The 1,341-nt window shown below is 60.6% G+C and carries 1 protein-coding gene; it reads left to right on the forward strand.

Annotated features, from left to right (window positions below):
- Positions 1 to 17: 17 nt before the first annotated feature.
- Positions 18 to 1,341, forward strand: a protein-coding gene (locus KHO18_RS28225) for an IS3 family transposase (protein ID WP_377732740.1) whose coding sequence is annotated in 2 segments (ribosomal slippage) — positions 18 to 500 and positions 503 to 1,341 — 1,322 coding nt annotated over the 2 segments. Because the reading frame shifts where the segments join, the coding sequence is not laid out codon by codon here. This gene is flagged as partial in the annotation.

The following is a 1,341-nucleotide window of genomic DNA, read 5'->3' on the forward strand; positions in this document are numbered from 1 at the left end:
CCTTTGGGGTGTTTTTCATGGCGAAGTACAACGAGGCGTTCAAGCGCCAGGTGGTTCAGGAATATTTGTCCGGGGGAGTTGGGACTGGGACACTGAGCCGGAAGCACGGAATAGGCCGCTCGGTGCTGCAGCGCTGGGTCAGCGCGTGGCGGCAGCATGGAGAAGCCGCGCTTGGCAAGAAGCATGAGGCCTATAGCGCCGAGTTCAAGTTGACGGTGTTGCGGCACATGTGGCGCCACGAGTTGTCCTATGCGCAGGCAAGTGCCGTCTTCGACTTGCGCGAAGCAGGCGGCATCAGCCGCTGGGAGCGCCAGTATCATGAGGGCGGTATCGAAGCCCTCAAGCCGCGCCGCAAAGGCCGGCCACCCAACATGTCCCAGCCTAAGCAGCCACCCCAATCCACTCCCGAGCCCACTCAAGACGGACGCTCGCGCGAAGATCTACTGAAGGAAAACGAATATCTGCGCGCGGAGGTGGCGTACCTAAAAAAGCTGGATGCCCTGCTCCGGGCCAAGGAGCAAGCTGCGCCAAAGAAAAAGCGCAAGTCGTGAATGCTTTGCGAGAGCACCACCCGCTGCCGATCCTGCTCAAGGTTGCCGATCTGGCGCGCAGCACGTTCTACTACCAGATGGCGGCAGGCAAAGCCGGGGATCGCAATGGGGAACTCAAGGCGCGTATTCAGCAGGTGTATGCCCAGCACAAGGGCCGATATGGCTATCGCCGGGTCACGGCGACGCTGCGCCTGGCAGGCATGTTGGTGAATCACAAAACCGTGCAACGGCTGATGTCGGCACTGCAATTGAAGGCGCTCGTACGGCCGAAGAAATACCGTTCGTACCGTGGGCAAGTCGGGCGAGTCGCCCCCAATCTGCTACAGCGCCAGTTCGAGGCGAGCAAGCCGAACGAGAAGTGGGTGACGGATGTGACCGAGTTCAACGTAGGCGGCAAAAAGCTCTACCTCTCGCCGGTCCTGGACCTGTACAACGGGGAGATCGTCGCCTGGCAGACCAGCGAGCGGCCTGACTTCGCGCTGATCCGGGAGATGCTCGACAAGGCGCTTCGCAAGCTGCGCCCGGGCGAAACCCCAATGCTGCATTCGGATCAGGGCTGGGCCTATCAGATGGCGGCATATCGCCGCAAACTGGCCTCGCGAGGCTTGCGTCAGAGCATGTCCCGCAAAGGCAATTGCCTGGACAATGCGGCGATGGAGAGCTTCTTCGGGACGCTCAAGTCAGAGTGCTTCCGGTTAGAGCGCTTCGCCAACGTCGACCAGTTGCGTCGTGGCATAGCCGAATACATCCGGTACTACAATCACGACCGCATCAAGCTCAAGCTAAAAGG

It is taken from the genome of Cupriavidus campinensis (assembly GCF_905397395.1).
GTDB classification, from domain to species: domain Bacteria; phylum Pseudomonadota; class Gammaproteobacteria; order Burkholderiales; family Burkholderiaceae; genus Cupriavidus; species Cupriavidus campinensis.